The organism is Bradyrhizobium sp. T-12 (genome assembly GCF_058314695.1).
This window is the reverse complement of sequence record NZ_CM177756.1, coordinates 6,145,681-6,169,524: the sequence shown is the minus strand read 5'-3', so window position 1 is coordinate 6,169,524 and position 23,844 is coordinate 6,145,681. Positions and strand designations below refer to the sequence as shown.

The 23,844-nt window shown below is 64.6% G+C and carries 21 protein-coding genes; 13 read left to right on the top strand and 8 right to left on the bottom strand.

Features of this window, described 5'->3' with window-relative positions; translation table 11 throughout:
• Nucleotides 1–28 precede the first annotated feature (28 nt).
• From AC0WRY_RS29420 to AC0WRY_RS29360, 13 genes are all read left to right on the top strand, one after another.
• The gene (locus tag AC0WRY_RS29420) at nucleotides 29–1,102 is read left to right on the top strand and encodes an ABC transporter substrate-binding protein (RefSeq protein WP_491122118.1); all 1,074 of its coding nucleotides are present in this window, start codon (nucleotides 29–31) and stop codon (nucleotides 1,100–1,102) included.
• 60 nt (nucleotides 1,103–1,162) lie between these two features.
• On the top strand, nucleotides 1,163–1,987 hold the full coding sequence (locus tag AC0WRY_RS29415) for an ATP-binding cassette domain-containing protein (RefSeq protein WP_491122117.1): 825 nt from the start codon (nucleotides 1,163–1,165) through the stop codon (nucleotides 1,985–1,987).
• Nucleotides 1,984–3,240 (top strand): sugar ABC transporter permease, encoded by a 1,257-nt coding sequence (locus AC0WRY_RS29410; RefSeq protein ID WP_491122116.1) that lies wholly within the window; start codon nucleotides 1,984–1,986, stop codon nucleotides 3,238–3,240. Before AC0WRY_RS29415 ends, AC0WRY_RS29410 begins: the two co-directional genes overlap by 4 nt.
• Nucleotides 3,241–3,267: 27 nt before the next feature.
• Entirely contained in the window at nucleotides 3,268–3,996 is a 729-nt protein-coding gene (locus AC0WRY_RS29405; protein WP_491122115.1) for an SDR family oxidoreductase, read from the top strand.
• 7 nt (nucleotides 3,997–4,003) lie between these two features.
• Nucleotides 4,004–5,629 (top strand): FGGY-family carbohydrate kinase, encoded by a 1,626-nt coding sequence (locus AC0WRY_RS29400; protein WP_212067340.1) that lies wholly within the window; start codon nucleotides 4,004–4,006, stop codon nucleotides 5,627–5,629.
• Nucleotides 5,630–5,795: 166 nt separating this feature from the next.
• Nucleotides 5,796–7,127, top strand: coding sequence for an extracellular solute-binding protein (locus AC0WRY_RS29395; protein WP_194404235.1), 1,332 nt, complete (start codon nucleotides 5,796–5,798; stop codon nucleotides 7,125–7,127).
• Nucleotides 7,124–8,158, top strand: a complete 1,035-nt coding sequence (locus tag AC0WRY_RS29390) for an ABC transporter permease subunit (RefSeq protein ID WP_491122114.1) — start codon at nucleotides 7,124–7,126, stop codon at nucleotides 8,156–8,158. The genes AC0WRY_RS29395 and AC0WRY_RS29390 overlap by 4 nt, the downstream gene beginning before the upstream one ends.
• 4 nt (nucleotides 8,159–8,162) lie before the next feature.
• Nucleotides 8,163–9,083: an ABC transporter permease subunit gene (locus AC0WRY_RS29385; RefSeq protein ID WP_211416045.1), complete on the top strand. Its 921-nt coding sequence runs from the start codon at nucleotides 8,163–8,165 to the stop codon at nucleotides 9,081–9,083.
• Nucleotides 9,084–9,092: 9 nt separating this feature from the next.
• Entirely contained in the window at nucleotides 9,093–9,854 is a 762-nt protein-coding gene (locus tag AC0WRY_RS29380; RefSeq protein ID WP_259216549.1) for a glycerophosphodiester phosphodiesterase family protein, read from the top strand.
• Nucleotides 9,851–11,380: an alkaline phosphatase D family protein gene (locus tag AC0WRY_RS29375; RefSeq protein WP_491122113.1), complete on the top strand. Its 1,530-nt coding sequence runs from the start codon at nucleotides 9,851–9,853 to the stop codon at nucleotides 11,378–11,380. The genes AC0WRY_RS29380 and AC0WRY_RS29375 overlap by 4 nt, the downstream gene beginning before the upstream one ends.
• 97 nt (nucleotides 11,381–11,477) lie before the next feature.
• Nucleotides 11,478–12,425 (top strand): sugar-binding transcriptional regulator, encoded by a 948-nt coding sequence (locus AC0WRY_RS29370; protein WP_246918955.1) that lies wholly within the window; start codon nucleotides 11,478–11,480, stop codon nucleotides 12,423–12,425.
• A 150-nt stretch (nucleotides 12,426–12,575) separates the two neighbouring features.
• Nucleotides 12,576–13,595: a zinc-dependent alcohol dehydrogenase gene (locus AC0WRY_RS29365; RefSeq protein WP_194404231.1), complete on the top strand. Its 1,020-nt coding sequence runs from the start codon at nucleotides 12,576–12,578 to the stop codon at nucleotides 13,593–13,595.
• Nucleotides 13,596–13,657: 62 nt separating this feature from the next.
• Nucleotides 13,658–14,047, top strand: coding sequence for an NUDIX hydrolase (locus AC0WRY_RS29360; RefSeq protein WP_212067334.1), 390 nt, complete (start codon nucleotides 13,658–13,660; stop codon nucleotides 14,045–14,047).
• A gap of 49 nt (nucleotides 14,048–14,096) precedes the next feature.
• Here the strand turns inward: AC0WRY_RS29360 and AC0WRY_RS29355 are convergent, their stop codons facing one another.
• The 8 genes from AC0WRY_RS29355 to AC0WRY_RS29320 form a co-directional block, all read right to left on the bottom strand.
• Nucleotides 14,097–15,716: an inositol monophosphatase family protein gene (locus AC0WRY_RS29355; protein WP_491122112.1), complete on the bottom strand. Its 1,620-nt coding sequence runs from the start codon at nucleotides 15,714–15,716 to the stop codon at nucleotides 14,097–14,099.
• Between the two features lie 71 nt (nucleotides 15,717–15,787).
• Nucleotides 15,788–17,092, bottom strand: coding sequence for an ABC transporter substrate-binding protein (locus AC0WRY_RS29350; protein WP_285807882.1), 1,305 nt, complete (start codon nucleotides 17,090–17,092; stop codon nucleotides 15,788–15,790).
• 29 nt (nucleotides 17,093–17,121) lie between these two features.
• Nucleotides 17,122–17,946, bottom strand: a complete 825-nt coding sequence (locus AC0WRY_RS29345) for a carbohydrate ABC transporter permease (RefSeq protein ID WP_194408443.1) — start codon at nucleotides 17,944–17,946, stop codon at nucleotides 17,122–17,124.
• Nucleotides 17,947–17,996: 50 nt separating this feature from the next.
• Nucleotides 17,997–18,926, bottom strand: coding sequence for a carbohydrate ABC transporter permease (locus AC0WRY_RS29340; RefSeq protein ID WP_194404227.1), 930 nt, complete (start codon nucleotides 18,924–18,926; stop codon nucleotides 17,997–17,999).
• Complete coding sequence (locus AC0WRY_RS29335) at nucleotides 18,923–20,089, bottom strand: ABC transporter ATP-binding protein (RefSeq protein WP_491122111.1); 1,167 nt, start codon at nucleotides 20,087–20,089, stop codon at nucleotides 18,923–18,925. Before AC0WRY_RS29335 ends, AC0WRY_RS29340 begins: the two co-directional genes overlap by 4 nt.
• A 6-nt stretch (nucleotides 20,090–20,095) precedes the next feature.
• Nucleotides 20,096–20,920, bottom strand: coding sequence for a metallophosphoesterase family protein (locus AC0WRY_RS29330; protein WP_491122110.1), 825 nt, complete (start codon nucleotides 20,918–20,920; stop codon nucleotides 20,096–20,098).
• A gap of 356 nt (nucleotides 20,921–21,276) precedes the next feature.
• Complete coding sequence (locus AC0WRY_RS29325) at nucleotides 21,277–23,676, bottom strand: glucose/quinate/shikimate family membrane-bound PQQ-dependent dehydrogenase (RefSeq protein WP_491122109.1); 2,400 nt, start codon at nucleotides 23,674–23,676, stop codon at nucleotides 21,277–21,279.
• Nucleotides 23,673–23,807 (bottom strand): hypothetical protein, encoded by a 135-nt coding sequence (locus tag AC0WRY_RS29320; RefSeq protein ID WP_491122108.1) that lies wholly within the window; start codon nucleotides 23,805–23,807, stop codon nucleotides 23,673–23,675. Before AC0WRY_RS29320 ends, AC0WRY_RS29325 begins: the two co-directional genes overlap by 4 nt.
• Nucleotides 23,808–23,844 lie beyond the last annotated feature (37 nt).

Below are 23,844 nucleotides of genomic sequence, written 5' to 3'. Positions count from 1 at the left end.
CACTCCAGTTCTGGAAAGGAAAGTCCGAATGAAAAGCCTCTCCCCGAAATATACGGGCACACTTGCTCTGGCCCTGTCGCTGCTCGGCACGACGGCCATGCTCTCGCAGGCCGCCGAGGTGAAGGACGCCACCGTTGCCTTCCTGATGCCGGACCAAGCCTCCACCCGTTACGAACAACACGATTATCCGGGGTTCGCCGCGGAGATGAAGAAACTCTGCGAGAGCTGCAAGGTGATCTACCAGAACGCCAGCGCGGATGCGGCGCGGCAGCAGCAGCAGTTCAACTCGGTGATCTCGCAGGGCGCCAAGGTGATCGTGCTCGATCCCGTCGACTCCACCGCCGCGGCCTCGCTGGTCAAGATGGCACAATCGCAGGGCATCAAGGTCATTGCCTATGACCGGCCGGTCCCCGACGCCAAGGTCGATTTCTACGTGTCCTTCGACAATCAAGCCATCGGCAAGGCCATCTCCGAATCGCTCGTCAAGCATCTCAAGGCCGCCAATGTCTCGGCGAAGGAGGGCGAGGGCGTACTTGAAATCAACGGATCGCCGACCGATGCCGCTGCGGGACTCATCAAGAAGGGTATCCATGAGGGCCTTGATAAGAGCGGCTATCCCATTCTCGCCGAATACGACACGCCGGACTGGGCGCCGCCGAAGGCGCAGCAATGGGCGAGCGGCCAGGTCACCCGCTTCGGCAAGAAGATCCTCGGCGTCGTGGCCGCCAATGACGGCACGGGCGGCGGCGCAATTGCCGCTTTCAAGGCCGCAGGCATCGATCCGGTGCCGCCGGTCACGGGCAACGATGCGACGATTGCCGCGCTTCAGCTCGTCATCGCCGGCGATCAGTACAACACGATCTCAAAGCCCAGCGAGATCGTGGCTGCTGCGGCGGCCCAGGCGGCGGTGAAATTCCTCTCCGGCGAGACGCCCAAGGCTGAAACCACGCTTTTCAATGCGCCGTCGAAGCTGTTCGTGCCGGCGGTCGTCACGCAGGAGAACCTGAAGGCGGAGATCATCGACAAGAAGATCCAGACGGCAGACCAGCTCTGCACGGGCCGATATGCCGCGGGTTGCAAGAAGCTCGGCATCACGCAGTAAACTGTGTTCGTCCCGGCCGCTCGGGCGGCCGGGACGAACGTCGAGAGGGCGGACTGACAAATGACTGCGATCCCGGATGTCGAGCACGTGCAGGGCGGACCGCGTCAGCCGGTCCTGAGTCTTCGCGGAATTTCCAAGCATTTCGGCGCCGTGTCCGCCCTGACCAATGTTGATCTCGACGTGCATGCCGGCGAGGTCGTGGCGCTCGTGGGTGACAATGGTGCAGGAAAATCCACGCTGGTGAAGATCCTTGCCGGCGTGCACCAGCCGACCTCCGGCACGATCGCTTTCGGCGGCGAGCATGTCGTCCTGTCCGATCCCTCCACCGCGCTCGGCCTCGGCATCGCAACCGTTTTCCAGGATCTGGCGCTCTGCGAGAATCTCGATGTGGTCGCGAATATCTTCCTCGGTCGCGAGCTCAATCCGCTGCGGCTCGACGAGGTCTCCATGGAGCTTCGTGCCTGGACCTTGCTCAACGAATTGTCGGCGCGGATCCCGAGCGTGCGCGAGCCCGTCGCGTCACTGTCCGGCGGGCAGCGCCAGACGGTTGCGATCGCGCGTTCACTGCTCACCGAGCCGAAGCTCATCCTGCTCGACGAGCCAACCGCCGCGCTTGGCGTCGCCCAGACCGCCGAGGTGCTCGACCTCGTCGAGCGCGTTCGCGCCCGCGGCCTCGGTGTCATCATGATCAGCCACAACATGGAGGACGTCCGCGCGGTCGCCGACCGGATCGTGGTGCTGCGCCTCGGCCGCAACAACGGCGAATTCGAGCCCGACGTCTCCAACCAGGATCTCGTCACGGCGATTACCGGTGCGGACGAAAACTCGGTCTCGCGCCGCGCCAGCCGGCGCCGCGCCCATCAGTCGCCGGAGCTTGGGCGATGACCGACGACACGCAACAAGTTTCGGCGGCGCGGCTGCTCGACCGCAGTGACGAACGGGTCAAGCACGCGGACACGCTTGGAAATACGATCCGCGGCTTCGTCGATCGTGTGCGGTCGGGCGACCTCGGTTCGCTGCCGGTGGTCGTCGGGCTCATCGTCATTTGCACGGCATTCGAGAGTCTCAATCCGGTTTTTCTCGCGCCGAACAATCTGGTCAATTTGCTGTTCGATTGCTCGACGGTGGGCGTGATCTCGCTGGGCATCGTCTGCATCCTGATGGTCGGCGAGATCGATCTCTCGGTCGGCTCGGTGAGCGGGTTTGCATCGGCGCTCGTCGGCGTGCTCTGGGTCGGCCAGGATTGGCCGGTCGCCGTTGCGATCGTCACGGCCCTGATGCTGGGCGCGGCCATCGGCGCGCTCTATGCGTTTCTGTTCAATCGCCTGGGGATGCCGAGCTTCGTGTCGACGCTGGCTGGCCTGCTGGCGTGGCTCGGCCTGCAGCTCTATCTGCTCGGCTCCTCCGGTTCGATCAACCTTCCGTATGGATCGCCGCTGGTCAATTTCGGGCAGATGCTCGTCATGCCGCCGGTCGTGTCCTACGTGCTGGCGGCGCTGGCGAGCCTGATCATGTTCGTGGCCGGCTATCGGACGGCCGCGCGCCGGCGGGCGGCGGGGCTGTCGGCCAGTTCGCTTAGCCGCATGGTGCTGAAAGCGCTGCTGGTCACCATCGTGCTCGAATTCGCCGTCTATTATCTCAATCTCGGGCGCGGCATTCCCTGGATGTTCGGCCTGTTCGTCGGCTTGTGCGTGGTCATGAACTACGCGTTGACGCGGACCAAATGGGGCCGCTCGATGTCTGCCGTCGGCGGCAATCGCGAGGCGGCGCGCCGTGCCGGCATCAACGTTCGGCGCGTCTATCTGTCCGCGTTCGTGCTGTGCTCCACGCTGGCCGCCGCCGGCGGCATTCTCGCCGCGGCGCGGCTGGCATCGTCCAGCCAGCAGGCCGGGACCGGGGATGTGAACCTCAACGCGATTGCCGCTGCGGTCATCGGCGGCACGAGCCTGTTCGGTGGCCGTGGCAGCGCCTATTCCGCACTGCTCGGCGTCATCGTCATCCAGTCCATCGCGAGCGGCCTCACGCTGCTCGATCTCTCCTCGTCGCTACGGTACATGATTACGGGCGCGGTCCTTGCCATTGCGGTCATCGTTGATTCGCTGGCACGGCGCTCGCGTCTCTCTCATGGCCGAGCTTGAATAACTCGAACAAGAAAAGGACAAGCCTTGGCCCAGGAACTTGCAGGAAAAGTTGCCGCGATCACCGGCGCGGCGTCGGGCATCGGTCTGGAATGCGCCAGAGCATTGATCGGGGCGGGCGCGCGGGTGGTGCTGATCGATCGGGCGGAGGAGGCGCTGAGCAGCGCCTGCGCCAGGCTAGGCAATCAGGCGATTCCATTGCGTATCGATCTCACCGATCCCGCGAGCGTGGCAGCCATGATGCCGCAGGTGCTGGAGAAGGCAGGCCAGCTGGACATCTTCCATGCCAATGCAGGCGCCTATGTCGGCGGCGAGGTGCTTGGCGGCGATCCCGACGCCTGGGACCGCATGCTCAATCTCAACATCAATGCGCTGTTCAGGTCGATCCATGCGGTCCTGCCGCACATGGTCGAACGCAAAAGCGGCGACATCATCGTCACCAGTTCGATCGCAGGTCTCGTCCCCGTCGTCTGGGAGCCGATCTACACCGCCTCCAAGCACGCCGTGCAGGCTTTCGTGCACACGCTGCGCCGGCAGGTCGCCAAACACGGTTTGCGTGTCGGAGCCGTTGCGCCCGGTCCGGTCGTGACCGCGCTGATCAAGGATTGGCCCAAAGCGAAGATCGAGGAGGAAATGGCGGCCGGCGGCTTGATGCAGCCGGTGGAGGTCGCAGAGGCGGTGCTCTTCATGCTGACGCGTCCGAGAAACGTGACCATCCGCGACCTCGTCATTCTCCCGCAGAGCAACGATCTGTAGCGTCTTCATGACCAGACAATCCGATCACCGCCATTTCCTTGGCATCGATGTTGGCACCGGTAGCGCACGGGCCGGCGTATTCGACCGCTCCGGCAGACTGATCGCGAGTGACAGCGCCCCTGTCGCGCTGTGGCGGGAGGCCGGCGACGTCGTCGAGCAGTCGAGCGAAGATATCTGGCGTGCCGTCTGCCGCAGCGTGCGGAGCGCGGTGGCACAGGCCGGCCTCGCGGCGGATGGCATTGCCGGCATCGGCTTTGACGCGACCTGCTCGCTGGTGGTGCTTGGCGAGGGGGGCGCGCCGCTGCCGGTTGGCCCGTCGGGCGATCCTGCCCGCAACGTCATCGTATGGATGGATCACCGCGCCGCCGATCAGGCGCGCCGGATCAACCAGACCGGCGAGAAGGTTCTCGATTATGTCGGCGGCACGATCTCACCCGAGATGGAGATGCCGAAACTGTTGTGGCTCGCCGAGAACATGCCCGAGACATTCTCCCGGGCGTGGCAGTTCATGGACTTGACGGACTTCCTCACCTGGCGCGCGACAGGCAGCTTGTCCCGCTCCATCTGTACCGTGACGTGCAAGTGGACTTATCTCGGTCACGAGAACCGTTGGGATGACAAATTCTTCCACAAGGTCGGCCTCGGCGTGCTCGCCGACGAACAGTTCCGCAGGATCGGCACCGAGATCGTGCCCGGCGGAACAAGGCTGGCGGCGGGCCTGACCGCGGAGGCCGCGGCCGATCTCGGTCTCGCGATCGGTACGCCGGTCGCCGCAGGCTTGATCGATGCGCATGCCGGCGGCGTCGGCACGGTGGGCGCGCGCGGTACGGCCGGCACGGTGCTGACGCGCATGGCCTATGTGTTCGGAACCTCAGCCTGCACCATGACGACCACGCCGGACCCATCCTTCGTGCCCGGCGTTTGGGGGCCCTATTTTTCCGCCATGGTGCCCGGGCTTTGGCTCAATGAAGGCGGGCAGTCGGCCGCCGGCGCCGCCATCGAGCATCTGTTGCAGATGCATCCGCATTCCGCGCGAGCGGCCCAGGCCGCAAGCCGGAAGCAGCAGACGCTTGCCGATTGGCTTGCCTCGGAAACTGAATCCCGCGGCGGTGCCGAAATGATTCCGCAGTTGGTCGGCGAGGTTCATGTCGTCCCCGAGTTTCTCGGCAATCGCGCGCCATTCGCGGATCCCGACGCGCGTGCGCTGATTGCTGGGCTCGATATGCGCTCGGATCTGGAGAGCCTGCTGGCGCTTTATCTGGCCGGGCTGTGCGGTCTCGGTTGCGGGGCGCGCCAGATCGTTCGCGCTCAGCAAGACAAGGGCATTGCGGTCGACACGATCGTGGTCAGCGGCGGCGCCGCAAAGAGCGGTCTCGTGCGGCAAATCCTCGCCGATATGACGGGCCTGACGGTCGCTGCGTCGGCCTCCCCGGAGGCCGTCCTGCTCGGCTCCGCGATGCTTGGGTCGGTTGCCTCAGGCGATCATGCCGATCTCGGCGAGGCGATGCAGGCGATGTCGGTTTTGGGAGACGTCCATCGGCCCCAGGCCAGTTTGGCAGGCTGGGCCTATCGGCGCTTCGCCGCCTTTGAGGCCCTGCAAAAAGTCGGTCGGGCAATGAGAAGCGCTTCTTAGCCGCTTTGCCAACTGAACCCGCTAGCCAGGCCCGGCTTGCGTCTGACCCGGCAATGCCTGCTGGAGAAGAGGGCGCCCGACCCTCTTTCATCATCTCGACACATATGTCATGATAGAAGTACAAATGTATAGGCCGGCTTGTTTGCCCGGCGAGGGAGGGCTGCCCATGAGTAGGAAAGTCGCATTCATTGCGGCCTTGTTCGGTGCGTTGGCATTGGCTGGTCCGGCGCAGGCGCGGGTCGAGGTCCAGTGGTGGCACGCCATGAGCGGCGTCCTCGGCGACCGGCTCAATGAGCTGGTCGAGAAGTTCAACAAGTCGCAGGACAAATACACGGTCGTCGCGGTTGCCAAGGGCAACTATGACGAGGTGACCAACGGGGTGATCGCCGCCTATCGCGCCAAGCGGCCGCCGGAGATGGTGCAGATCGCCGAGCGCGGTTACATGACCATGCTGCTGTCAGGGGCCATCGTTCCCGTGCAGGATCTGGTGGAGCAGAAGGGTTACAAGATCGACTTTTCGGACTTCATCAAGCCCGTGGCGAGCTTCTGGAGCTACAAGGGGCGGATGTCGGCGATGCCCTTCAACTCGTCGACGCCGATCTTCTGGTACAACAAGGATCACTTCCAGAAGGCCGGTTTCGACAAGCCGGCCGAGACCTGGCAGGAGCTGGAGAAGCAGCTCTACGCCATCAAGTCCAAGGGGATCAGCGAATGCGGCACGGTGCTGCCCGGCGATTTCTACTGGAGCCTGCTCGAGAACTACAGCGCCATCAACAATCAGCCCTACGGTACGCTGGCGAACGGCTTCGACGGGCTCGGCACCGAGTTCGTGTACAACAAGACGAAGGTTGTGTCGCAAGTCGCGCGGCTCAAGAAATGGCTCGATGACGGCGTGATGCAGATCGCGGGCCAAGGCTTCAGTCCCGAGCAATTGTTCACGTCGGGCCGGTGTTCGACCTTCGTCAATTCGACCGCATCGCACGGCAACATCGAGCGCAACGCGACCATCAGCTGGAGCGCCACGTTCCTGCCGCACGAAAGCGACATCAATCCGCCTCTCAACAGCACCATCGGAGGCGGCGCCATCTGGGTCATGAAGGGTCACACGCCGGAGCGCTACGAGGCCGTCGCGGCTTTTCTGGATTTCGTCGCCCAGCCGGAAACCCAGGTCTGGTGGCACGGCGCGACCGGTTATGTTCCGGCGACGAATCGCGCCTATGCGCTCGCGCGGGAGCGGGGTTATTACAAGGATCATCCGACCAGGGAGATCGCGGTGCTGCAGCTCTCGCGGGGCACGCCGAACGAGAACTCGCGCGGCTTCCGATTCGGCAATTTCGTGCAGACGATGCTGGCCCAGCGCCAGGAGGTCGAGGCTGTGTTCTCCGGCCAGAAGCAGCCGCAGCAGGCCATGGATGACGCGGTCAAGCGGGGTAACGAGATTCTGCGGCAGTTCGAGAAGCTGAATGCCGGAAAGACTCCGGAAACCGAGCGTCCATGACGCTGCGCCTGTCCATCCCGTGGCGTGACGCGCGCGCGCCCGTGCTGCGAAGGCACGGGAGCGGCGGGTCCAAGGCCCTGCCGGCGGCGGCCGCCGACAGCTCGCGCAGGTCGGGAAAGACGCGGCGGCGCGAGGAGGCCGGACTGAAGCGCGCCAATTTCGGCGATGGTCCGGGCCTGCCGACGCTGCTGTTGCTGCCGCAATTGCTGATCCTGCTGTTCTTCTTCTTCATTCCGTCGCTGCGGGCGCTGATGCAATCCGTCCTGCTCAGCGATCCCTTCGGCAATAACGTCCAGTTCGTCTGGTTCGATAATTTCAAGGCGCTGCTTGCGAGCAGCGACTACCGCCAGTCGATCGCGGTGACGTTCTGGTTCACGGTGGCGCAGAACGTGCTGACATTGGGCAGCGCGCTCGTGCTGGCCTTTGCCACGGACAGGATCGTGCGTGGCCGCTCGGCCTATCGCACGATCATCCTGTTGCCCTATGCCATAGCGCCCGCGATCGCCGGCATCCTGTGGGCCTTCCTGTTCAATCCGGCGGTCGGCCCGCTCGCGCAGGTGCTGCACAGTTTCGGCATCGCATGGGACCCCAACCTCAATCCGACCGATGCGCTGATCCTGGTGACGCTCGCCGCGTCCTGGAAGCACATCTGCTACGACTACATCTTCCTGGTCGTGGGATTGCTCGCGGTGCCGGTCTCGCTGATGGAGGCCGCCGCCGTGGACGGCGCGGGACCGATCCGCCGCTTCGTCTCGATCGCGCTGCCGATGCTCGGGCCCACCATCTTCTTCCTCACGGTGATGAACTTCATCTATGGCTTCTTCGAAACCTTCGCCATCATCGATGCCGTGACGAAAGGCGGGCCGGCCGGTGCGACCAATATCCTGGTCTACAAGGTCTTCGTCGACGGCTTCGTCAATCTCGATCTCGGCTCTTCGGCAGCACAATCGGTTCTCTTGATGAGCTTTGCGCTGATCTGCACGCTGCTGCAATTCCGCTACTTCGACCGCAAGGTCAATTACGGGGTCTAGCCGCATGGTCGAACGCTCGCCGGTCCTCAACATGGTCTGCCACGCGATCCTGATCGCGGGCGCGCTGATGGTCTGCGTACCCCTGTATTTCGCGTTCGTCGCCGGCTCGCTCACGGTGGCCGAGGTGCAAAAGGTGCCGTTGCCATGGCTGCCGGGAGGCCAGTTCTTCGACAATCTGCAGCTGGCCTGGAGCAAGGGCAATTTCAGCCGCACCTTCGCCAATTCGATCATCGTTGCGCTCGGCATCACGGCCGGCAAGATCGCGGTGTCGTTGCTCTCGGCCTTCGCCATCACCTACTTCCGCTTCCGCTACCGAATGCTCGCATTCTGGCTCATCTTCATGTCGCTGATGCTGCCGATCGAGGTTCGGATCGTGCCGACCTTCGAAGCCGTGGCCAATGCGGCGCTGCCGCTGCAATGGCTCCTGGAGACCCTGCATGTCGCGGAGATCTGGACCTGGATCAGCGGGCATGAGGTCGCGATCGCGCTCGAATGGAACATGGTCAACACCTATCCCGGGCTGATCCTGCCGCTGATCGCCTCGGCCACTGCCACGTTCCTGTTTCGCCAGTTCTTCCTGACCATCCCGGAGGAGCTGTGCGAGGCGGCGCGGCTGGACGGCGCCTCGCCGCTGCACTTCTTCTGGAGCATCCTGCTGCCGCTGTCCGTCCCGAACATGGTGGCGCTCGCCATCATCCTGTTCCTGTTCGGCTGGAATCAGTATCTCTGGCCGCTGCTGTTCACGACCGACAAGGACATGGCAACGGCGGTCATCGCGTTGAAGGGCCTGATCCCGCGCTCCGACAGCGAGCCGGCCTGGAATATTGCCATGAGCGGTGCGCTCCTCACGATGTTGCCGCCGGTACTGGTCGTTCTGCTGTTGCAACGCTGGTTCATCAAGGGTCTTGTCGACAGCAGCAAATAGGAATTGATCATGGTTTTCATCGCCGGGCATCGCGGCGGACGCAATCTTTGGCCGGAGAACAGCCTGACCGGTTTCCGCAATCTGTGCCGGGAAGGGGTCGACGCGGTCGAGTTCGACGTGCATCAGAGCACGGACGGCGGGCTTGTCGTGATCCATGATCCGCTGCTCGATCGCACCACCTTCGAGACGGGACCGGTGGGCGGCCGCAGCCTGCGGCAATTGACGGCAACGCGTCTGCGTGATGCCGGCGATGAGTGCATTCCGACCCTCGACGAGGTGCTCGATGTGTACAGCGAAACCACGCTCGAACTGCATATCGAGATCAAGACGGATGCGCTCGGCAATCCCTATTCGGGCCTCGAGGCGCGGCTGATCGACCATATCAAGCGCCGCGACCTGGAACGGCGCGCGGTCATTACCTGCTTCGTGCCGGGGGTAATCGAGACCGTTCGCCGGCTATGGCCGGAAGCGCGGGTGCTGGTTTCGCTTGACCGTCGTTCGGCGGAGATGATGGGCGGGATCGAGCCCGCGCTGGCGCAATTGGCCGCCATTCCCGGCTGCATCGTCGCGGTCGAAAAATCGCTGCTGGGGCTCGCCTTGCCGCTCGCCCTCGAGATGCTCGGCTCCGAGCGTCTCGGTGCATGGGTGACCAACGAGCCCGAGGATATCGCTTACTGGCTTGCCCAGCCGGTGCGGCAGATCACGACCGATCGGCCGGATCTCGCCGTGAGCATTCGTCGCAGGCTCGAAACGATGCCGGCGCGGCCATGATTGCCCGCCGCCGCTTTCTCGTGGGATCGCTGGCGAGCGCCGCCTTGGCTGCGCCCGCCGGCTTTGTCCGGGCAGCGCCGGTCTCGTTCCGTGCAGATCCCTTCACGCTCGGTGTTGCCTCCGGATGTCCGCGTGAGGATCGCGTCGTCCTGTGGACCCGCCTTGCGCCGCAGCCGCTCGAGGACGGCGGCATGCGGGACGCGTCGGTGGACGTCGAATGGCAGATTGCGGAGGACGAGGCCTTCTCGCGTATCGTCTCCCGCGGCGTCGTGCGGGCAACGGCCGAGCTTGCGCATTCCGTGCATGCCGAGGCGACGGGCTTGCTGCCGGATCGCGTCTACTGGTACCGCTTCCGTGCCGGTCCCGCGCTCAGCCCGGTCGGACGCACCCGGACCGCGCCCGCCGGGTCGTCGCGGCCTTTCCGTTTTGCCTTCGCATCCTGCCAGCAATACGAGCAGGGCTATTTTGCCGCCTATCGCGACATGGCCGCGCGCGATCTCGATCTCGTCGTGCATCTCGGCGACTACATCTACGAGAAGTCCTGGGGATCTCGCCACGTCCGCCAGCACGGCGTCGGAATTCCGACGACGCTCGAGGAATTCCGCAACCGCTACGCGCTCTACAAGAGCGATCCCGACTTGCAGGCGGCGCACGCCGCTTTTCCCTGGCTTTCGGTCTGGGACGATCACGAGGTGATGGACGACTATGCCAATGATCGCTCCTACACCGTGCACGACGCCGGTCAGTTTCTGAAGATCCGCGCGGCCGCCTATCAGGCCTATTACGAGCACATGCCGCTGCCGCTTTCGGCGCGCCCGCGCGGCGCGAACGCCACGATCTACGAGCACTACCGTTTCGGCGAGATGCTCGACGTGCTCCTGCTCGACGACCGGCAATATCGCTCGGCATCTGCCTGTGTCGGAAATGGGCGGCCGACCTGGGTGGCGGACTGTGCAGGCCGCACCGACGAGGCGCGGACGATGTTGGGCCGGGACCAGGAGCAATGGCTGGATGCGCGCCTGCGCGACTGTCGCGGCCGCTGGACCATCGTCGCGCAGCAGACCTTGATGGCGCAGGACAAGCGCGAAGCAGACGACGGCGCGCGTTTCTGGATGGATGGCTGGGACGGCTATCCCAATGCACGCCGCCGGCTCCTTGATTCGCTTATGGCGCATCGCCGGCGCAATCCGATCGTGATCGGCGGCGACCGCCACGCCTTCTTTACCGCCGATCTCAAGCGTGATGACGCCCGCCCGGATGGCCCAACCATTGCGACCGAGTTCGTCGGCACGTCGATCAGCTCAGACGGGCCGAGCGAAGCCAGCGTCCGCAAGGCGCTGGCGGAGAACCCGCATCTGCTCTATGCGCGTGGCGACAAGCGCGGCTATGCGACCGTCGAGCTCGACACCCGGCATTGCACCGTGGGATTCGAAGCGCTCGACGACGTCAAGGACGCCGCGAGCGCCGTGCGCCGGCTGACGAGCTTTGTGGTCGAGGATGGTGTGCCGGGCGCGAAGACCGCATGACGACATCCGCATGCTGCAGATTTGACGGCCAACGAAAGATCGCCTCAAATGCTTCGACATCTGATTGTGCCTTGAGGCCGCTGCGGGGGGCTGCGCCGTGACTGATCAAACCATCCTGCGGGTCGCCTGGCTCTACTACATGGAGAACCTGACCCAGGCCGAGATCGGCGAGCGGCTCGGGCTGACCCGCGCCCGCGTCAACCGCATGCTGTCGGATGCGCGGCAGACCGGCATCGTCAACATCCGCCTCAACTCCGCCTTTGCGAGCTGCACGGAGCTGGAGCACCGCTTGCGCCGGGAATGCGGCCTCGAGGATGCCGTCGTCATCCCGAGCCCGGAGAATCCCGAGCAGGTCGGCAGCCTGATCGGAATGGCGGCCGGCGCGTATCTGTCCAAATTGCTCGAGCAGAAGCGTCCGCGCATTATCGGCATCGGATGGGGGGCGACCCTGCGCGAGACTATCCGTTACGTCACGCCTGCGGACTATCCCGATCTCTCCATCGTCTCCATGATGGGCGGCCTGTCGCGCGGACTCGAGCTCAACACCTTCGAGATCGCCGGTGAGCTCGCGCACCGGCTGCACGCCCAGTGCAGCTATCTGGCCGCACCGATTTTCGTCAGTAGCCGGCGCTCGCGCGACACTTTTTTGGCCCAGGAGGTCTATCAGGAGGTGCTGAACAGCGTTGAAAAGATCGATCTTGCGCTTCTGAGCATGGGAGACATGACGCCGCGCTCGCTGTTGATGCGGCATGGGCTGCCGCCGGACGTGCGCGCCGAGCATCTGCGGGCGGCGGGCGCCGTCGGCGACGTCCTGGCGCAATTTCTCGACAAGACCGGCCGGCCCATCGATCACAACATCAACAGCCGCGCCATTGCGATGCCGCTCGACAAGCTGGCGCGCGTGCCGACGTCGATGCTGATCGCCGGAGGGCTCAACAAGGCGCCGATCATCGCTGCGGTGCTGCGCGGCCGGATCGGCAAGGTGCTGGTGACCGACGAGAACACCGCCATCGCGGCGCTGAAGCTGATCGACAAGCAGAAATAGCCGTACTTTCCGCCACCTCTATGACATCCGCCGTGGGCACCCCTGTCCCCGCGCGGCCGACGTGCGCCGGAAGGCCTGCAAAAGCATTTGTCACCGTGCTGTTACATATGTAATATGCCGGAGACAATTGCTCAGAAGGATGGCGTCGACATGCGCGCTGCGGTGCTCCAGGACATTCGTGATATCCGCGTCCTCGATATTCCCGAGCCGAAGCCGCTCGCGGAGGACGAGCTCATCATCCGCGTCAAGGCAGTCGGCGTCTGCGGCAGTGATCTGCACTCCTATCTCGAGGGCGGAACAACCGGTCCGACGCAAGTCAGGCCGTTCGTCCTGGGTCATGAATTCTCGGGTGTCCTCACGCCGGACTCGGCGCGCAAGGCGGGGTTCTCGGCCGACGCGCTGGTGGCGGTCGATCCTTCCATTCCCTGCGGCCGTTGCGAATGGTGTCACCGCGGGCACACCAATCTCTGCCCCAATGTGAAGTTCCTGGGTTACGCGCCTCACAACGGCGCCATGGCCGAATTCGTCTGCGTGCCCAAATCGGCCGTGCATCTGGTGCCCGACAGCATCGATCCCGCCGGCGCAGCGATCCTGGAGACGCTCGGTGTCGCGATCCATGCGATGGATCTGGCGCGTCCGCGGCTGCTGGAAAGTGTGGCGGTGCTCGGCTGCGGGCCGGTGGGACTACTGCTGGTGCAACTGGCGCGGCTCGCAGGCAGCGGCAAGATCATCGCAATCGACCCGGTCGAGCAGCGTACCGCACTGGCCTGCGACCTCGGTGCGGACGTGGCATGCCGCAGCTACGCCGAGGTCGGCGAGGCCACCGAAGGCCGCGGCGTCGACTTGGTGATCGAGGCGACCGACTCCTCGCACGGCTTCGAGCATGCAGCGCGTTGCGCCCGTATCGGTGGCCGGGTGGTTCTCGTCGGCATCCCCGAGAACAATCAGTACATCCTCAGCGGCGCGGAATCGCGCCGGAAGGGCCTGTCGATCAAGTTTTCACGCCGCATGCCGGAGGTCTATCCGCGGGCCATTGCCCTTACGCAGTCGGGGAAGATCAAGCTGGCGCCGCTGGCCACGCATCGCTTCTCGCTCGACCAGACGCCCGCCGCATTCGAGCAGCAGGTCGCGCGGCGCGATGGAATCATCAAGGCGATCATCTGCCCGTAGACGGAGCGTCATCGTCAAGAGCCTGGTGCAGTGGAGCAGGCACAGAAGCAGGACCGGTCGTGATGGCGAAATCGTCGAAGTTGGTCGTCGCCCGAAAAGGGCGCGTGCTGATGGTGAGACGCAAGCGCGACGGGCTCTGGATGTTTCCCGGCGGCCGCAGGCGGGCAGGCGAGAGCGACAGGAGCTGCCTTCGTCGCGAGATCAAGGAGGAGCTTCCCAAGCTGAAGCTCGGGCCGTTGAAACTCTGGAAGGAAGTCAAAGCGAGGAAGAGCCGGACCGGCCGGCGGATGAGCGATGCGATCTTCCTGGCCAAGAAGGTGTCGGGGCGCCTCAAAGTCGGCGACAAGAAGGAGATCGACCGGGCGGTCTGGCGCAAGCCGCGCGGCGCCAGACTGACGCCGACCTCGCGCTACATCCGCGACAAGCTGTTCCCAGGGCGCGGCCGCCGCTAGGTCGCTTGCGCCAGACGATGAGCGAAGGTTCGTCGTCCGGACCTGCTCGTCATTGCAGCGCCTGGCGCAGGAGGGCGAGCAACTCCTCGTGGATCAATCCGTTTGAAGCGATTTTATCGAGATCGTCGTTGCGGCACGGCCGCCCCGTCAGTGTCGTGACCTTTCCGCCGCCGGCCCACACCATCGGCATCGCGGCCGCGTGCGAAACGATGTCGGCTTTCAGGGAGACAAAACCGTCCAGGCGACCCGAGGCGACCATCGTCGTCTCGAAGGCGCCGGAGACGACGATACGCACGCCGCGCACCACTTTGCCGAGCAGTTCGATCACGCGGGTCGTCCGCTGGACCTCGTCGGGCGAGAAATGCGAGGTCAGGATCACCGAGATCACCGCATCCGACAGTGAACGTGTCGTGGAAACGCGTGCCGGCAAGCCGTCGATGGTCGCGCCTTCCCCCGCGAGATAGCGCGCCGTCAGTCCGATCTTGGGCGCGTTGATCAGGCCAAGCTTCGTCTCGCCGTCGACCTCGTAGGCGACCGTCACGGAAAACCACGGCAGCCCCCGCGCGTAGTTGATCGTGCCGTCGAGCGGATCGATGATCCAGCGCGCAGCATGGTCCCCGGGGCTCGCGCCGCTCTCTTCGGCGAGGATGCCGGCATCCGGCGTCAGTGCCTTCAAGCCCGCGACCACGATCGCTTCGGAGGCGAGATCCGCCTCGGTGACGATGTCGAGATGGTCCTTGCGCTCCGTGCGCAGCGGCGTGGATTGCATCGCGACCAGCCTGGCCGCCGCCTCGCCGACGACGGCCTCTGCGCGCCACAGCAGTGCCGGGAGGCCGCCGCCCCGGTCCGTTCCCGGATCATCTTGGCCGGCCGCGATCTCGAATGGGCGACCGTAGTCTCCGACCGGAACGAGGTGGCTGCTGATGCCCGTGTCCGGCCGCCAGCAGTGCAAGGCAAATGCCGGCGGCTCCATGATGAAGCGATTGCCGTGACCGGGCCGCAGGTCGAGCGCAACCTGGTGCGCCGTGCTGGGCGCCACATAGCCCACGGTTCCCGCATAGCGCGCCGTGATCGAGCGGTGATAGTGACCGCACAGCACGCGTTCGATTTCGGGATGGTCTTTGATGATTGCGTCGAGCGCGTCGGCCCCGAGGAGGCGTAGATCGTCCATCCCGTCGGCCCCGACCAGGAACGGCGGATGATGAATCACGACGACCGTCGGCTTGCCGCGCCCGGTCGCGAGCGCGTCGCGCAGCCATTGTTGCCGGGCCGCGCAGAAGGTGCCGTGGATCTTCCCGGCCTCGACGCTGTCGAGGAAGATCAGCCGGACCGGAAAATCGTCCACGACGAAATTGATGAAGCCGTCGGACGGAAGATAGCGGTGACGAGAGCGTAGTGAAGATATCAGCTGCTCGCGGCGGTCGTGGTTGCCGGGAATGACGAACACCGGCATCGGCAGCCTGGCCAGGCCGGCGGCGACGATCTCATATTCCTCTTCGAGCCCGCCATCCGTGAGGTCGCCGCTGACCACGACGCAATCGGGCCGCGGATCGAGCCTCAGCACGGCGTCGATGGCGCCGTGAAACATCGCGTTGGTATCGACGTCGCCGTAAGCGAGCTTGCCGGGCGGTCGGACGTGCAGATCGCTCAGCTGGGCAATGATGAACACAGAAATTCCGCCTCCGAAGGGAACAGTAGCGGCCAGCGCCAGGCCGCTTGCCGCAATCGATCGTCCGCTGCCTACGAACTCTTCATCAAGGCGTTGCTTTCCTTGACCATGCGATCGAGCCCTGCCTCGGCGGTCGTTTCGCCGCGCATGACGGCATGGATGATCTCGCGCTGCGTACGCCAGATCTTCACGGATTGTCCGCCTGGATAGCCCTGCCACGGCTTCGCGCGCTCGATCTGCTGCGACACGGTGCGGAAGTTCGGGTTCTTGTCGTAGAACGGGGCCAGGAATTCGGGCCCTGAAGCGCGCAGATTGGTCGGCATGTAGCCCGTCGTCTCGACCACGATCTTCTGCGCTTCCGGTCCGCTCACGAATTTCAGGAACTCCCAGGCGGCCTGCTGCTTCGCCGGATCCTTCGCCGTGATGATCGCCGCGTTGCCGCCGGTGGGCAGCCCACCCTTCTGCTTGTCGTCGATCGGGAAGGTGCAGGTGCGCAAGGTGAACTTGTCGCCGATCAGGTCGGTGACCTGGCGCAACCGGGCCGGCGTGTCGGCGAAAATGCCGATCTTCCCGGCGATGAACTGCTGACGCGAGGAGTCCCAATCGATCAGCGGCATCTTGGCATCGGCCACGAACCGCCGACAATGGGTCAGGGCCTTCAGTCCGGCGTCGTTGCCGAATCCGGCTGCGGTTTCCGACGCATCGAGCATCTGGCCACCACCTTGCAGGATCAGCGAACGGAACAGCCAATCGTCGGGCCAGTCGTGGATGTTGTAGGCGATGCCGGCGACGTCGGCCCCCTTGCTCTTGATGCTGACGGCGAGGGCGATCATGTCCGTCCAGTTGTCGGGCATCTTGTCGGGATCGCCGCCCGCTTCCTTCACGAGCTGCGCGTTGAAATAGATGATCGGCAGCGAGGCGTTGAACGCGAGGCCGTAGATCTTGCCGTCGACCGCCCCGAGCGCCAGGATCCCGTCGGAATAATTGGCCTTGCGCCAGGCGGCGTCCTCCTTCTGCAGCATCGGAGCAACCTCGGTGATCTGGTTGCGTTTCACCAGCGTGCGCACCAGCTCGGCGAGCAGGTGGTAACCGGAATAGTAGACGTCCGGCAGCTGGTTGGTGACGGCCTGCCGCAGCATGGTCTGATGACCTTCGTCATAGCTCGCCGCCGGCGCCCGGAACTGGATCTTGATGCTCGACTGCCGCTTCATGAACTCCTGCGCGATCGGCTCATGGAATTTCGCGAAGGCGGGAAAGGCATAAAGCACATCCAGCGTCACGTCTTGCGCTTGCGCCGGGCGCGTCAGGAACGGGCTGGAAAGTGCGCTCGTCCCGACGGCGGCGGCGCTCTTCAGGAGGTCTCGGCGATGCAGCATGACGGTGTCTCCCCTGGCAGTGGTTGAAGTCATTTGATTCCGGTCATCGTGATGCCGGCAATGAAATGCCGCCGCGCGATCAGGAAGGCGATGACGAGCGGTGCCGTGATGATGGTGGCGCCGGCGGCGAGCGCCCCGTAATTCGAGCCCAGCTCGGAATCGGCGAAATACATCATGCCGAGCGGCGGCGTCGCGAGCTTGGTGTCTGAGACGACGATGAGCGGCCAGTACAGGTCGTTCCAGTGCGCCACGACTGAGAAGATCGAAAACGCCGCGATGGCCGGCCAGGCGCTCGGCACCACGATGCGCCACACGATCTCGAACTCGCCGACGCCGTCCAGCCGCGCGGCCTGGATGATCTCGTCCGGATAGGACTTGAAGAACTGGCGGAACAGGAAAATCGCGAACACCGACAGGAAGAACGGCATCATCATCGAGAGGTAAGTGTTGAGGATGCCGAGCTCGGCGAATGCGATGTAGAGCGGGAGCGAGGGCGCCTGGACCGGAATGCAGAGTCCGAGCAAGACCAGCGAAAACAGGATCGGCCGTCCCGGAAACCTCAGCTTGGCGAGCGCATAGGCGCAAGGGATCGCGACCAGCAGCTGGACGACGAGGATGCCGCCGCAGACGATGAGGCCGTTGAGCAGGAAGCGCAGCAGCGGCGCCGTGCTCAAGGCAGATTCGAAATTCTGCCATCCGTAGAACTGGCGCGGCCAGAGCCGGAACGTCGCCTCGAAGATCTCGCCCGGCGGCTTGATCGCGCTCGTCAACATGAACACGAAGGGCAGTAGCATGAAGACGGCGCCGCCGATCAGCACCGCGTGGACGAACGCAAGCGACACGAGGCGCCGCATCCGGACCGCGACCGGCGCAGGCGGGCGGGCGATCGTGGCCGATATGCGCGTCAATAGTGCACCCGTCGGTCGAGGATGAAGGTCTGCAGCACCGAGAACACCAGGGTGAACGCGAGGAAGACGAGCGTGAGTGTCGCCGCATAGCTCATGTGAAAGTACTGAAACCCCTCCAGATAGATGGCATAGAGCAGCACCTCCGATGCGCCTCCGGGGCCGCCACGCGTCATCACCGCAACCGTGTCGAAGATCTTGAACGCCGTGATGAACGTCGTCACGGTCACGAACATCGTCGTCGGACCAAGCATCGGCCAGGTCACTTTCAGGAAGCGGTCGATGGGATGGCTCGCGCCGTCGATATCGACGGCTTCATAGAGGTCGCGAGGGATCGCCGAGAGACCGGCAAGGAACAGCACCATGTTGAAGCCGACGAGCTGCCAGATGCCGATCGCGGCGAGCGTCGGGATGACGAGGCGCGGCTCGCTCAGGAAGGCCGTCTCGGCGAAACCCAGTCCCTTGAGGGTCTGATTGATCAGTCCCAGGGTCGGGTGCAGCAGGAACTGCCACATCGTGGCCATCGCGATGAGCGTCGAGGTGACGGGAAGAAAATAGATGACCTCATAGAGGCTGCGCGTGCGCTTGCGCTGGTGGATCAGGATTGCGACGAGCAGCGAGATCAGGACGCCGCCGGGCACGACAATCGCCACATAGAGCAGCGTATTGGTCACCGAGCGGCGGATCACGGGATCCTGCAGCGCCGTGCTGAAATTCTTGAGGCCCACGAACGCGAAGTCGAGCGCGCCCAGCTCGTAATTGGTGAAGCTCAGAAAGGCGAGAGCCGCCAGCGGCGCCAGATTGGTCAGGACCAGCAGGATGAAGGCGGGTGCTGCGAAGCCCAGGCCCGCGAACCGTTCGATCCAACGCTGGCGGCTGGCTGGCGGCGCCGCGGTGAGCGGGGTGATTTGAGCCGCGACCGCGTTCATCGGGCCTCGCTCGCGCGGCGTGCGTCGCGGCCGGCCGCATTGCGGCTCTCCACCTCGATACGGCGGCCTTTGTTGTCGAACACGTGACAATCCCGCGCCTCGAAGGCGAGCGTGACCTCGCCTTCGGGAACGGGCATGTCATTGTCGATCCGGCAGAGTACCGGCACCTCCGGAGAGGTCGCGAGGTCGAAGTGGAGGATGCTTTCCGAGCCGAGGTTTTCTCGGCGCCGGAACCTGCACGGAACGGTGCACGGACCGCCCCCGATTCGCATCGCTTCCGGACGCACGCCGATCGTCAGTTCCGCAGCCGGCACGTTGCGAATATCGATCGGCAGCGTCCGGCCGAGCAGCTCGACCTGGCCGTCGGGGCCCACGCGGGCCGGAAACAGATTGATCGCCGGACTGCCGATGAACTGCGCGACCGCGGTCGTGGCGGGCCGTTCATAGACCTCGGCGGGTGTGCCGAGTTGGAGGATGTCGCCGTGATCCATCACGGCCAGCCGATCGGACATCGTCATCGCCTCGATCTGGTCGTGTGTCACGTAGACCATCGTGGCGCCGAGACGCGCGTGCAGCTCGGTCAGCTCGCCGCGCATGTGCACACGCAGCTTGGCGTCGAGGTTCGACAATGGCTCATCCATCAGGAAAGCTTGCGGATGACGCACCATGGCGCGGCCGAGCGCGACGCGCTGCCGTTGCCCACCCGAAAGCTGTCCGGGACGGCGATGAAAGAAGGTGTCGATGCGAAGCTGCTCCGCGACGGCCCGCACCTCACGCGCGATCTCGTCCATCACGCGCCTGCGGCGCAGCGACAGATGACGCGTCACAGGCAAGCGCTCGAACAGGTTCAGGCGCGTCATGGTGAGCGGCAGCGCGATGTTGTCGAACACCGACATGTGGGGATAGAGCGCGTAATTCTGGAACACCATGGCGATCCTGCGCTCGTGAGGCCGCAAATGGTCGACCGAGGTCCCGCCGATCGACACCGAGCCGCGATCCTGCGATTCCAAGCCGGCGATGATGCGCAGGAGCGTGGACTTGCCACATCCGGAGGGACCGACCAGCGTCAGAAACTCGCCGTCCGCAATATCGAGATCGATGTCGTTGAGGACCGCCGTGTCGCCGAAAGTCTTCCCGATGCCGCGCAATGTGAGGCCGGCCATCGCGGATCACGCCTCAGCTTCGCGCGGCGGATACACCTCGTGCACCACGTCGTCGATCCAGTAATCGGTGAGGCCCGGCACGGGGCGAATGCTCACGTCGATATTGTCGCCGTCGATGTCGTAGATCACGGCTCCGAGCCGCGCGGCGCCGCCCATCGGCGGCGCCAGTTTCTCGCCGACCAGAAAGCCGGCCGCCGGCCCCCAGACGTAGTGCGTGCCGTTCAGCCGAATTTCGTGCCAGCGATGCAGATGTCCGCTGGCCACGATCTCGACCCGATGGCGCTGCAGCAAATCGAGAAGGGCGCGACGCGGCTCCGGCTTGACCGACCAGTATCCGGTGTCGGCCTCGGTCGGTGACTCGATGAACAGCGGCCGATGCGTGAACCAGGCGATGCGACGCCCCGCGGCATCGGCCATCGCGGCCTCGAGCCATTCGGTCTGCCGCGCCTCCTCGGGGCCGCCGCCGAAGATCATCGAATTGAGCCCGATCAGGCGCCAGCCGTCCACATCGCGCAGCCAGTGGTCGTCACCGAAGTGGCGGCGAAAGCGATCGAGCCGCTCCTCGTTCACCGGCTGGTGTGGATTGCCGACTTCGCCGACGTCATGATTTCCCGGAACCGCCACGACGGGGACACCGAGCGAGGCCAGTTGGGCGGCGCAATATGCCGCGTCGGTCTCCTGGTCGGCCGCATCGACCGTCACGTCGCCGGTGTGGATGACGAGATCGGGCTTCTGTTGCGTGATCCAGCGCGCAAGGGGCGCCCAGTTTGCCTCGAAGTGCTGCTTGCTCGGGCTGAGATGCGTATCGGAAATCTGAACAACTCGGACCATGACGCCTCTGCTTTGGGTCGCGTGTCACGCCGTGCGTCGACCGCGCAGCGGTCTCTCGCTCGTTTCGAACGCGCTGCTTCTCGCCGCGCGGGTTGGCGGTGATTGCCATCGTGGGATCTGAGGTTTTTGGCGCTCTCCCTTGCTGACGATCGTTTGGGCGGATCGTGCTCTTTTGATCGAATATACATATGATCGAGCGCCGTGACAAATGTAATATGGCGGTGACAGCGTTCGAACGACCCTTCGCTGTGCGTGCTGTCGCAGGTCGATCGACCGGGCCGGCTGGGACGCGATCGCCCGTGCACGCCGATAATTGGGACTGGACGCCGCCGGCATCTGGAGGCGTGCCTACGGAATTAGGGAAGCGCGTAGGCCCGCACGTAATCGCCGAGCTTGGTGCCGAACGAGCCGTGGCCGCCGTCGACGGTCACGACATATTGCCTGCCGCCCGCCTCATACGTCATCGGCGTGGACTGGCCGCCGGCGGGAAGACGATCCTGCCACACTTGCCTGCCATCGCGGACGTCGAACGCCCTGATGTAGTCGTCCATGGTCCCCGTGATGAAGATGACGCCACCTGCGGTCACGATCGGTCCACCCAGCATGGGAACGCCGAGCTTGAATGGAAGCGGCAGCGGCGCCTGGTCGCGGATCGTGCCGATGCGGTGTTGCCACGCAACCTGGTGAGTCCTGAGGTCGATGGCCGCGATGTTGCCCCAGGGTGGGGCCAGACAAGGTATGCCGAGCGGCGACAGGAAGATGCCGAGATCGACGCCGAAAGGAGCGCCATACATCGGCTGCACCCCGACTTCGGTGCCCGGTGGATGCGCCGCATTCGGCGCGGCCGGATTGTCTTTTCCTCGCGGTACGAGACGCGAGATGAACGGAATCGATTGCGGGTTGGCGATGGCGATCTGGCGCGTCGGATCGACAGCGATGCCACCCCACTCGAACATGCCGAAATCGCCGGGAAAGACCAGCGTGCCTTGCTCCGAAGGCGGGGTGAACGGTCCTTCGTAGCGCAGACGCTTGAACTTGATGCGGCAGGCGAGCTGGTCGAACATCGTGGTGCCCCACATCTGGGCGTCCGTCAGCATGCCGGGCGGACGGAAGCTTAGTCCCGAGAAGGGCTGGGTGGGAGCCAGCCGATCGCCGGGGGCGGCGCCCTGCGGTACAGGCTTTTCCAGCGCAGGCACCAGCTGATGCCCGTCGCGGCGGTCGAGCACGAAGATATCGCCGGTCTTCGCCGGAATGTAGATCGCCGGAGTCACGACGCCATTCGAGCGCAGATCGACCAAGCTCGGTTGCGAGGGCATATCCATGTCCCAGAGGTCATGGTGCACGTTCTGGAACGACCAGCGCAGCTTTCCGGTGGCGATTTCGAGAGCGACCAGCGCCGAATCGTAGCGCTCCTTCTCCGGCGAACGGCCCCCGCCCCATATATCCGGCGAGCTCGAGCCGAGCGGCACATAAACGAGCCCGAGACTCTCGTCGGCCGCCGAGATGCTCCAGGAATTCGGCGAGCCGGCCGTGAAGTGGTGCGAGCCCGACGGCATCTCGTTCGGATCGGGGTTGCCCGCGTCAAAGGCCCAGATCAGTCGCCCGGAATAGATGTCGAAGCCGCGGATGACGCCGGATGGCACGCGGTCGGAGTAATTGTCGATGACGGCGCCGCCGACGATCAGGATCTTGTCGGTCACCACAGGCGGTGAGGTGCCCTCGTAGAAGCCGAGCGTCTGGATCTCGCTTCCCTCCTTCAGGTCGATCTGGCCCTGATTGCCGAAGCCGGCGCAGGGCGTGCCGGTCCGGGCGTCCAGCGCGAACATCCGTCCGTCATTCGTCGGGACGAAAATGCGCTCCGCGCAATCGGAGGGAGCCGGTGCGCCATCGGCCGTCACCGCACCGGGCTTCGTTGCGTGATAGGACACCCCGCGGCAGGTCATGTGCTGGAAGGCTTTGTTGTGCCGAACCTGCGGGTCAAATTTCCAGCGCAATTTTCCAGTCGCCGCATCGAGCGCGAATACGATCTGGTGCGGCGAGCAGGTGTAGAGGAGGTCGCCGATCTTGAGCGGGGTCGCCTGGTTGGTGATCTCGTCGGGGTCATCGGGTCCCTTGTGATCGCCGGTGCGAAATTCCCAGGCGAGCTTGAGGTCCTTCGCATTGGCTGTGGTGATCTGGCTGAGCGACGAATAACGTGTGCCGAAACTGCTACCGCCGTAGGCTGTCCAGTTGCCGCCGCCGGCGGACGGGGCAGTTTCAGGGGAGGCAACAGCGTCGGTCGTGCTGCGGTCCGCGACGGTGCCGGCGAGATCATGGCGATCGCGTGCCAGGGAGAGGACGAGGACGCCCATTGCTGCGACCAGCACGAGGCCGAGCGCCCACCTTGCGACCCACAGATTGGGCGCCAGAGGGCGAGCGATGAAAGGTAGCAGCAGCCAGACGCCGAGTGGCGCGAGCACGTCGCCACGAGGTGCCAGCGACCAGAAGTCGAATCCGACTTCCCAGATCGCCCACGCCATCGTGCCAAGGAGCAGCGCGGCAAACACCCAGAGCGCCTCGGCGCGATGCCGCGCGAGCAGCCAGGCAGTGAGCAGCAGCATGATGCCGGCGCTGAGATAATAGAGGGAGCCGCCAAGCACCGCGAGCCAGGCGCCACCTGTGATGAGGCACAATGCCATGATAACGACAACCACGACAGTGATGGCGAGCAGAGGCGCGGCGCGGAAAAAGGTGGCAGAGCGGGTGATGGGAGTCATGTGATCTGCTTCAGCGTATAGAGAGACGCGGCGATATCGCGCGCGTCCTTCGGGGTGATACCCATTGTCGGCATGCCGCTGCCCGGCAACGCGCGCTGCGGGTTTTCGATCCAGTCACCGGCCTGGAACATCGGTTGGGCAGTATGATGCCGACCTTTGTCTCGCTGG

Excerpts from the sequence above, each read along its gene's own strand:
- AC0WRY_RS29375 (WP_491122113.1), top strand. The coding sequence starts at position 9,851 with ATGATTGCCCGCCGCCGCTTTCTCGTGGGATCGCTGGCGAGCGCCGCC.
- AC0WRY_RS29420 (WP_491122118.1), top strand. The coding sequence starts at position 29 with ATGAAAAGCCTCTCCCCGAAATATACGGGCACACTTGCTCTGGCCCTG.
- AC0WRY_RS29385 (WP_211416045.1), top strand. The coding sequence starts at position 8,163 with ATGGTCGAACGCTCGCCGGTCCTCAACATGGTCTGCCACGCGATCCTG.
- AC0WRY_RS29335 (WP_491122111.1), bottom strand. The coding sequence starts at position 20,089 with ATGGCCGGCCTCACATTGCGCGGCATCGGGAAGACTTTCGGCGACACG.
- AC0WRY_RS29415 (WP_491122117.1), top strand. The coding sequence starts at position 1,163 with ATGACTGCGATCCCGGATGTCGAGCACGTGCAGGGCGGACCGCGTCAG.
- AC0WRY_RS29390 (WP_491122114.1), top strand. The coding sequence starts at position 7,124 with ATGACGCTGCGCCTGTCCATCCCGTGGCGTGACGCGCGCGCGCCCGTG.
- AC0WRY_RS29360 (WP_212067334.1), top strand. The coding sequence starts at position 13,658 with ATGGCGAAATCGTCGAAGTTGGTCGTCGCCCGAAAAGGGCGCGTGCTG.
- AC0WRY_RS29410 (WP_491122116.1), top strand. The coding sequence starts at position 1,984 with ATGACCGACGACACGCAACAAGTTTCGGCGGCGCGGCTGCTCGACCGC.
- AC0WRY_RS29400 (WP_212067340.1), top strand. The coding sequence starts at position 4,004 with ATGACCAGACAATCCGATCACCGCCATTTCCTTGGCATCGATGTTGGC.
- AC0WRY_RS29330 (WP_491122110.1), bottom strand. The coding sequence starts at position 20,920 with ATGGTCCGAGTTGTTCAGATTTCCGATACGCATCTCAGCCCGAGCAAG.
- AC0WRY_RS29345 (WP_194408443.1), bottom strand. The coding sequence starts at position 17,946 with ATGCGGCGCCTCGTGTCGCTTGCGTTCGTCCACGCGGTGCTGATCGGC.
- AC0WRY_RS29380 (WP_259216549.1), top strand. The coding sequence starts at position 9,093 with ATGGTTTTCATCGCCGGGCATCGCGGCGGACGCAATCTTTGGCCGGAG.
- AC0WRY_RS29340 (WP_194404227.1), bottom strand. The coding sequence starts at position 18,926 with ATGAACGCGGTCGCGGCTCAAATCACCCCGCTCACCGCGGCGCCGCCA.
- AC0WRY_RS29320 (WP_491122108.1), bottom strand. The coding sequence starts at position 23,807 with ATGTTCCAGGCCGGTGACTGGATCGAAAACCCGCAGCGCGCGTTGCCG.
- AC0WRY_RS29365 (WP_194404231.1), top strand. The coding sequence starts at position 12,576 with ATGCGCGCTGCGGTGCTCCAGGACATTCGTGATATCCGCGTCCTCGAT.
- AC0WRY_RS29395 (WP_194404235.1), top strand. The coding sequence starts at position 5,796 with ATGAGTAGGAAAGTCGCATTCATTGCGGCCTTGTTCGGTGCGTTGGCA.
- AC0WRY_RS29325 (WP_491122109.1), bottom strand. The coding sequence starts at position 23,676 with ATGACTCCCATCACCCGCTCTGCCACCTTTTTCCGCGCCGCGCCTCTG.
- AC0WRY_RS29350 (WP_285807882.1), bottom strand. The coding sequence starts at position 17,092 with ATGCTGCATCGCCGAGACCTCCTGAAGAGCGCCGCCGCCGTCGGGACG.